Genomic DNA, 7,430 nt, shown 5'->3' with positions numbered 1-7,430 from the left:
GACCTACCAGCGTCCCGCCGCGCTGTCGGCCGGGAAGGCGGCGGCCACCGGCGCGGCGGGACGCTGGTAGGTCGGCGCCATCGAGCAGGCCGACAGCAGCGCCGCCAGTACGGTTAAGGGCAGGATGGGCTTAATCATAGGTTTCATGCTTCTTATCGTTCAGTTCATGTGCGGCCAGCTTGCGCTGACGTTCGCTGCCCTTGAAGATCTTGCGGATCACGACGAAGAACACCGGCACCAGGAACACCGCCAGCACCGTGGCCGTGATCATCCCGCCCATCACGCCGGTGCCGATGGCGCGCTGGCTGGCCGATCCCGCGCCGGTGGCGATCACCAGCGGCAGCACGCCGAGGATGAAGGCCAGCGACGTCATGATGATCGGCCGGAAGCGCAGGTGCACCGCCTCCAGCGTCGCCTCGATCAGGCCCTTGCCCTGCGCCTGCAGGTCCTTGGCGAATTCGATGATCAGGATGGCGTTCTTGGCCGACAGGCCGATAATCGCGATCAGGCCGACCTTGAAGTACACGTCGTTCGGCAGCCCGCGCATGGTGGCGCCCAGCAGCGCGCCCAGGATCCCGAGCGGCACCACCAGCAGCACCGCCACCGGAATCGATTCGCTTTCATACAGCGCCGCCAGCACCAGGAAGGCGGCCAGCAGCGACAGCGCGAACAGCATCGGCGCCTGCGAGCCGGAGGTCTTTTCTTCCAGCGACTGGCCGGTCCATTCGATGCTGAAGCCGGGCGGCAGCTGCGCCGCCAGGCGTTCCAGTTCGTCCATCGCCTCGCCTGTCGAACGGCCTGGCGCGGCGTCGCCGGTCAGCTTGATGGCGGGGTAGCCGTTGTAGCGCACCAGCTGCACCGGACCTTGTATCCAGTGCGAGGTGGCGAACGAGGAGAACGGCACCATCGTGCCGGAAGCGCTGCGCACGTTGAGTTGCATGATGTCCGCCGGTTGCAAACGGCGCGGCGCGTCGGCCTGCACGATCACGCGCTGCTGGCGCCCGCTGCTGGCGAAGTCGTTGACGTAGGAAGAACCCAGCGCGGTCGACATCATCGAGTTGATGTCGGCGAAGGTCACGCCCAGCGCGTTGGCCTTCTCGCGGTCGATGTCGACCTGCAGCTGCGGCGCGTCCTCCAGCCCTTCAGGACGCAGGCCCTTGAGGATGGCGCTCTTGCCGGCCATGCCGAGCAGCTGGTTGCGCGCGGCGATCAGCGCGTCGTGACCCAGCGCGCTGCGGTCCTGCAGGCGCGCGGTGATGCCGGTGGCGTTACCCAGTTCGCGGATCGGCGGCGGCGACAGCGGGAAGATGATCGCATCCGGAATGCTCGACAACGCGCCGAACGCGCGCTGCGCGATCGCCTGTGCCGATTGTTCCGGCCCGCGTTCCTTCCAGTCCGTCAGCGGGATGAACACTAGGCCGGCGTTCTGGCCATTGCCGGAGAAGCTGAAGCCCGCCACCGCGATGGTGCGCGCCACGCCGGGCTGCTTGCGGAAGTAGGCGTCGGCCTGCGCCAGCACGGCCTGCGTGCGGCTGCTCGAAGCGCCCGCGGGCAGCTGCACGTTGGCGATCAGGTAGCCCTGGTCCTCGTTCGGCAGGAACGACGACGGCAGGCGCGCATACAGCCAGCCGACCACGCCGCAGATCAGCGCGAAGATCACCAGGTAACGGCCGGTGCGCTTGATCATCTTGGCGATCACGCCCTGGTAGCCGGTGGCGGTCACCGCGAAGCGGCGGTTGAACCAGCCGAAGAAGCCTTTCTTCTCGTGGTGATGTCCGGCTTGCACCGGTTTCAGAATGGTGGCGCACAGCGCCGGCGTCAGCGTCAGCGCCATCAGCGCCGAGAACAGCATGGCCGACACCATCGCCAGCGAGAACTGGCGGTAGATCGCGCCGACCGCGCCGCCGAAGAAGGCCATCGGGATGAACACGGCGATCAGCACCAGCGTGATGCCGATGATGGCGCCGGTGATCTGCGTCATCGCCTTGCGGGTGGCGTCGCGCGGCGACAGGCCTTCCTCGCTCATGATGCGTTCGACGTTTTCCACCACCACGATGGCGTCATCGACCAGGATACCGATCGCCAGCACCATGCCGAACATGGTCAGCACGTTGATCGAGAAGCCGAAGATCTGCATCGCCGCGAAGGTGCCCATCAGCGCCACCGGCACCACGATGGTCGGGATCAGCGTGTAGCGGAAGTTCTGCAGGAACAGGTACATCACCAGGAACACCAGCACCACCGCTTCCAGCAGGGTCTTGACCACTTCCTCGATCGAGATCTTGACGAACAGCGAGGTGTCGTAAGGGATGGTGTACTTCACGCCGGGCGGGAAGTACTTGGCCAGTTGGTCCATCTTCGCGCGCACGGCGGTCGCCGTTTGCAGCGCGTTACCGGTCAGCGAGAGCTGCACCGCGATGGCGGAGAACGGCGCGCCGTTCAGGCGCGCGTTGATGGAGAAGCTGGCGCCGCCCATCTCGATGCGCGCCACGTCCTTCAGGCGCACCAGCGATCCGTTGGGATTCGCGCGCAGCACGATCTGGCCGAATTCGGTGGTGGACGACAGCTGGCCGGTGACCACGATGGGCGCGGAGAAGGTCTGCTTGGCGGGGCTGGGCAAGTCGCCCAGCGTGCCGGAGGTGACCTGCGCGTTCTGCGCGCGGATGGCGGCGGTGACGTCGGCCATGTTCATTTTCAGGCCGATCAATTTGGCCGGATCGACCCAGATGCGCATCGCGCGCTCGGTGCCGAACAACTGCGCCTGGCCCACGCCGGGAATGCGCTTGACTTCATTGACCACGTTGCGGGCCAGGTAGTCACCCAGTCCGGTCGGGTCGAGGCGGCCGTCGGTCGAGGTCAGGCCGACGAACATCAGGATGTTGGAACGTGCCTTGTTGACCTGCACGCCCTGCTGCGTGACGGCGGCCGGCAGGCGCGATTCGACGCGCTTGATGCGGTTCTGCACATCGACCGCCGCCAGGTCCGGATTGGTGCCGGGGACGAAGGTGACGGTGATGGTGACGGCGCCGCTGGCCTCACTGGACGATTCGACGTACTGCAAGCCGTCGGCGCCGTTCATCTCCTGTTCGATCACGCTGGTGACGGCGTCGTCCAGCACCTGCGCGGTGGCGCCGGGGTAGTTGGCCGTCACCACGATCGATGGCGGCGCGATGGTCGGGTACTGCGACACGGGCAAGACCGTGATCGCCAGCATCCCGCCCAGCAGTATGAAGAGTGCGATCACCCACGCGAATACGGGGCGGTCGATGAAAAACTTGGCCATCAAGACTCCCTGTTATTTGGCGGTGCCGCGATCGGATGCGGCGGGTGCCGCGGCGGCCGGCACCGGCGCCGCAGCCGCAGCACCGGCGGGACCTTTCCACGGTTGCGGATTCACGGTGGCGCCGGGCTTGGCCTTCTGGAAGCCTTCGACCACGATGCGCTCACCGCCTTTGAGGCCGGAGCTGACCACCCAGTTCTGGCCCTCGTTGGCGGTGGCGGTGACCGGCTGCGCCAGCACCTTGTTGTCCGCGCCGACGATCAGCACCGACGAGCCTTCGGGACTGCGCACCACGGCCTGCTGCGGCACGGTGATGGCGGCTTCGTTGACGCCCTGGTCGAGCCGCGCGCGCACGTACATGCCAGGCAGCAGGGTGCGCTGCGGGTTCGGGAACTCGGCGCGCATGGACACGGCGCCGGTGCTCTCGTCCACCGACACGTCCGAGAACAGCAGCCGGCCCGCTTGCGGGTAGGCCTGGCCGTCCTCCGTGATCAGGGTGACGCGCGCCTCGTTCTTGCCGGAGCTCTTGATCTTGCCGGCGGCCAGCGCGCGTTGCAGCTGCAGCAGCTCGGTCGACGATTGGGTGATGGTGACGTAGATCGGATCCAGCGTCTGCACGGTGGCCATCGGCGTGGCTTCGCCTTGACCCACCAGCGCGCCCTCGGTCACCAGCGCGCGGCCGATCCGGCCGGAGATCGGCGAGGTCACGGTGGCGTAGCCCAAGGTCAGGCCGGCGTTGGTGCGCGCGGCCTTGGACGTGGCCAGATCGGCGGCGGCCTGCTTCTGCGCGGTGACGGCGTCGTCGTATTCCTGCTGGCTGACGGCCTGCGCGGCCAACAACGGTTTATATCGTTTTACCTTTAAATCGGCCTGGGCCAGATTGGCCTCGGCCTTGGCGACGGCCGCCTGCGCGCTGTCGTAGGAGGCCTGGAAGCTGGCGGGATCGATACGGAACAGCACCTCGCCGGCCTTGACGTCGCCGCCTTCCTTGAACACCCGTTGCAGCACGATGCCGGCGGTCCGCGCGCGCACCTGCGCGATGCGTGACGCTTCCGTGCGGCCCGGCAGTTCGGTGCTCAGGGTGACGGCGGCGGGAGCGACGGTGATGACGGCGACGGTGGCTGGGGGCGGGGCGCTGGGGGCGGCGGCTTTGTCGCCGCAGGCGGCCAGCAGGGAGAGGGAGACAACGGCAGCTGTGTAACGAGGTACTAATCTCATGGATGGATCTCGTAAAAGGATTTATGTAGAACGCTTTGTCGGCCAGCCTGGGCGGTGGCTAAGGTCGCAACATTGTAATACAGCTAGTTATGTAACGTTTTGTATGCCGATAAAAGTGAAAAAGCGGTAACACGGCTTGCGCCGCGTTACCGCCTTTCGCCTGCCCCTGCGCCGGGGTCAGCGCATGCCGGAGATGATTTGCTTCAGTTTGCCGGAGTCGGCGCAGAAGGCGCGGATGCCTTCGCCCAGTTTTTCGGAGGCCATCTGGTCTTCGTTGAGCTGGAAGCGGAAGGTCTTCTCGTCCTGCGACAGCTTGATGATGCCGGCGCCGGGCACGGACTCGGCGCTCAGCTTGCGCTCGACCGGCGCGTCGCTGTCGGCCAGTTTTTGCAGCAGGTCGGGGCTGATGGTGAGCAGGTCGCAGCCGGCCAGTTCCAGGATCTGGCCGGTATTGCGGAAGCTCGCGCCCATCACCTCGGTCTTGTAGCCGAACTTGCGGTAGTAGTTGTAGATGCGCTTGACCGACTGCACGCCCGGATCTTCGGCGCCGACGTACTCGATGCCGGTGGATTTTTTATACCAGTCGTAGATGCGGCCGACGAACGGTGAGATCAGCTGCGCTCCGGCTTCGGCGCAGGCGATGGCCTGGCCCAGCGAGAACAGCAGCGTCATGTTGCAGTGGATGCCTTCTTTTTCCAGGATCTCGGCGGCGCGGATGCCTTCCCAGGTGGCGGCCATCTTGATCAGCACGCGCTCGCGCTCGATGCCGGCCTGTTCGTACAACTTGATCAGCTCGCGGCCCTTGGCCACCGAGCCTTCGACGTCGAACGACAAGCGGGCGTCGATCTCGGTCGACACGCGGCCGGGGATGATGCGCAGGATCTGCTTGCCGAAGGCGATCAGCAGGTGGTCGATGGTCTCGGCGATCGAGTTGTCGAGGTTGTCGCGCACGGCTTTTTCCAGCAGCGGCTTGTACTCGTCCTTCTGCACCGCCTTCAGGATCAGCGAAGGGTTGGTGGTGGCGTCGCGCGGGGTGTAGGCCTGGATGGACTGGAAATCGCCGGTGTCGGCGACTACGGTGGTGAATTTCTTGAGCTGTTCGAGCTGGTTCATTGTGCGCTGACTATCAGTTGAGGGGAGTAGGGCTTGTCTTATTGTACTCAACCGTGAAGAATTGTTAAAGAACACAAAATCCAATAGTCTCTATATTGTGACGCAATAAAGCTTAGTTTGCCGATTAGACAAGGTCATTGCTTGATGGCCTGGCGCAACGCTGGCCTGAGCAGCGCTTCCTGCTCCAGCGAGCCGAGCAACTGCGGCAACTCTTTGAGCAACGCCTCGCGTGCCAGCAGGCCGGCCGGCGTGTCTTGCGGCTGCGCGTCATCTTTTTTCAGCAGATGCGCGAAGCTGAAGCTGCGCGTGCCTTTCGTTGCCCAGCCCACGTACCAGCCGTAGCCGGAGGCGGAACCGGTCTTGCCATGGATGCGCCAGCCGTCCAGCGGCTGCTTGACTTGTGTCAGGCGCGCGGTCATGTCGTAGGCGCGGGCGCTGACGCCCAGTTGGCGGTTGATGACCTTGTTCAGGAAGGTCAGCTGCTCCAGCGGCGAGATCTTCAGCGACGATCCGATCCACGACATGGTCAGGCCGTCATGTTCGGCATCGCCCGCGACATTGGCGTTCCCGTACTGGAATTTGCTGGCGTACGCGGCGAAGCGCGGCATGCCCAGCGATTGCGTCACCTGCTGCGAATACCAGACCACCGAGTCCTTCATCCACTTGCCGGGATCGGTATCCTGGCGCCAGTCCGGACGCCAGTCGACATAGCCTTCGCGGAACGGCAGCTTCGGCGTGTGCTGGTCTTTCAGGATGCCGGCGTCGTAGCCCATCAGGCTGATGGCGATCTTAAAGGTTGATGCCGGCGTCACCTGGTGCCGGCAGTCGCCCCGGCTGAACAGCGTCGGGCCGTTGCTGTCGGCCAGCGCCGTGCACACCTCAGTGGCGTGGGCGGCGAAAATCGGGGCGAGACTGTACAGCGCCCCCAATATGATGTGGCGAAAATTCATGCGGCTCCTTTTTGAGTGTGGTTAAAGCGCGTCCAACTGCGCCGGCAGATCGCGGAGGAAGGCGTCTTTGGTTGCGGGGCCGGCGGCGCGGTCCTGTTTGTCTTGCAGCACCAGGCGGGAGAAGACCACGGTGCGCCCGTCCTTGGTGGCCCAGCCGACAAACCAGCCGTAGCTGCGCCGCTCGTCATCCCTGCCGTTGGCCAGCACCGGCGAGGCGGTGCCGGTCTTGCCGTGGATTTTCCAGCCGTTCGGCAAGGTGCCGAGCGCGGTGATGCGGGCGGTCATGTCGTAGGCGTGTGCCGACAGCGGCAGCTGGCGGTTGACGATCTTCCGCAGGAAGGCGGTCTGCTCGGCCGGCGAGATCTTCAGGCTGGATTCGATCCACGACATCGTCAGGCCGTTGTCCTTGCCGGGGTCGCCGGTAGCGTCCAGATTGCCGTAGCCGAAACTGTTCAGATACTGCTGGAAGCGGCGCGCGCCGAGGTTGGCCGTCACCTGCTGGGCGTACCACACGGTCGAGTTGCGTATCCAGCTGGTCGGGTCGGTCGTTTCGCGCCAGTCGGGGTTCCAGTCGATATAGCCGGGCTTGAACGGCAGGCTGGGCGAGTGGGCGTCGTGCAGGATGCCGCTGTCATACCCCATCAGGCTGACGGCGATGTTAAAGGTTGAAGCGGGCGTGACGCGCTCGTCGCAATGGCCGTCGTGGACCAGCCGTGCGCCGCTGGCGGCATCGACCATGTCCGTGCAGCTGAAGGTGGCCAATGTTGCGGCTTGCGCGGTTGGCGCGGCGCGGTCGGCCAGGGCGGGCTGGAACGCCAGGCTGGCCGCGAAGATGCCTGCCAGGCCGGCCACGGCGGCGCCGCGCGCCC

At 65.4% G+C, this 7,430-nt stretch carries 6 protein-coding genes; all 6 read right to left on the bottom strand.

Going from position 1 to position 7,430, the window contains the following annotated elements; genetic code table 11:
- Positions 1-3: 3 nt before the first annotated feature.
- Complete coding sequence (locus tag GTP90_RS36560) at positions 4-147, bottom strand: hypothetical protein (RefSeq protein WP_175048340.1); 144 nt, start codon at positions 145-147, stop codon at positions 4-6.
- Complete coding sequence (locus GTP90_RS34030; protein ID WP_161087660.1) at positions 131-3,283, bottom strand: efflux RND transporter permease subunit; 3,153 nt, start codon at positions 3,281-3,283, stop codon at positions 131-133. Before GTP90_RS34030 ends, GTP90_RS36560 begins: the two co-directional genes overlap by 17 nt.
- Before the next feature lie 12 nt (positions 3,284-3,295).
- Entirely contained in the window at positions 3,296-4,498 is a 1,203-nt protein-coding gene (locus tag GTP90_RS34025; protein ID WP_161087659.1) for an efflux RND transporter periplasmic adaptor subunit, read from the bottom strand.
- A 177-nt stretch (positions 4,499-4,675) separates the two neighbouring features.
- Positions 4,676-5,611: a transaldolase gene (gene tal, locus GTP90_RS34020; protein ID WP_161087658.1), complete on the bottom strand. Its 936-nt coding sequence runs from the start codon at positions 5,609-5,611 to the stop codon at positions 4,676-4,678.
- 134 nt (positions 5,612-5,745) lie between these two features.
- Entirely contained in the window at positions 5,746-6,561 is an 816-nt protein-coding gene (gene blaOXA, locus GTP90_RS34015; protein WP_161087657.1) for a class D beta-lactamase, read from the bottom strand.
- 21 nt (positions 6,562-6,582) lie between these two features.
- Positions 6,583-7,362, bottom strand: a complete 780-nt coding sequence (gene blaOXA / locus GTP90_RS34010; protein ID WP_443093314.1) for a class D beta-lactamase — start codon at positions 7,360-7,362, stop codon at positions 6,583-6,585.
- Positions 7,363-7,430: the final 68 nt, after the last annotated feature.

It is taken from the genome of Duganella vulcania, from assembly GCF_009857655.1.
Classification (GTDB): domain Bacteria; phylum Pseudomonadota; class Gammaproteobacteria; order Burkholderiales; family Burkholderiaceae_D; genus Rugamonas; species Rugamonas vulcania.
Note: the sequence above shows the minus strand (reverse complement) of the source record. Positions and strands in the feature narration are given on the sequence as shown.

Excerpts from the sequence above, each read along its gene's own strand:
- GTP90_RS34025 (WP_161087659.1), bottom strand. The coding sequence starts at position 4,498 with ATGAGATTAGTACCTCGTTACACAGCTGCCGTTGTCTCCCTCTCCCTG.
- GTP90_RS36560 (WP_175048340.1), bottom strand. The coding sequence starts at position 147 with ATGAAACCTATGATTAAGCCCATCCTGCCCTTAACCGTACTGGCGGCG.
- blaOXA (WP_161087657.1), bottom strand. The coding sequence starts at position 6,561 with ATGAATTTTCGCCACATCATATTGGGGGCGCTGTACAGTCTCGCCCCG.
- tal (WP_161087658.1), bottom strand. The coding sequence starts at position 5,611 with ATGAACCAGCTCGAACAGCTCAAGAAATTCACCACCGTAGTCGCCGAC.
- GTP90_RS34030 (WP_161087660.1), bottom strand. The coding sequence starts at position 3,283 with ATGGCCAAGTTTTTCATCGACCGCCCCGTATTCGCGTGGGTGATCGCA.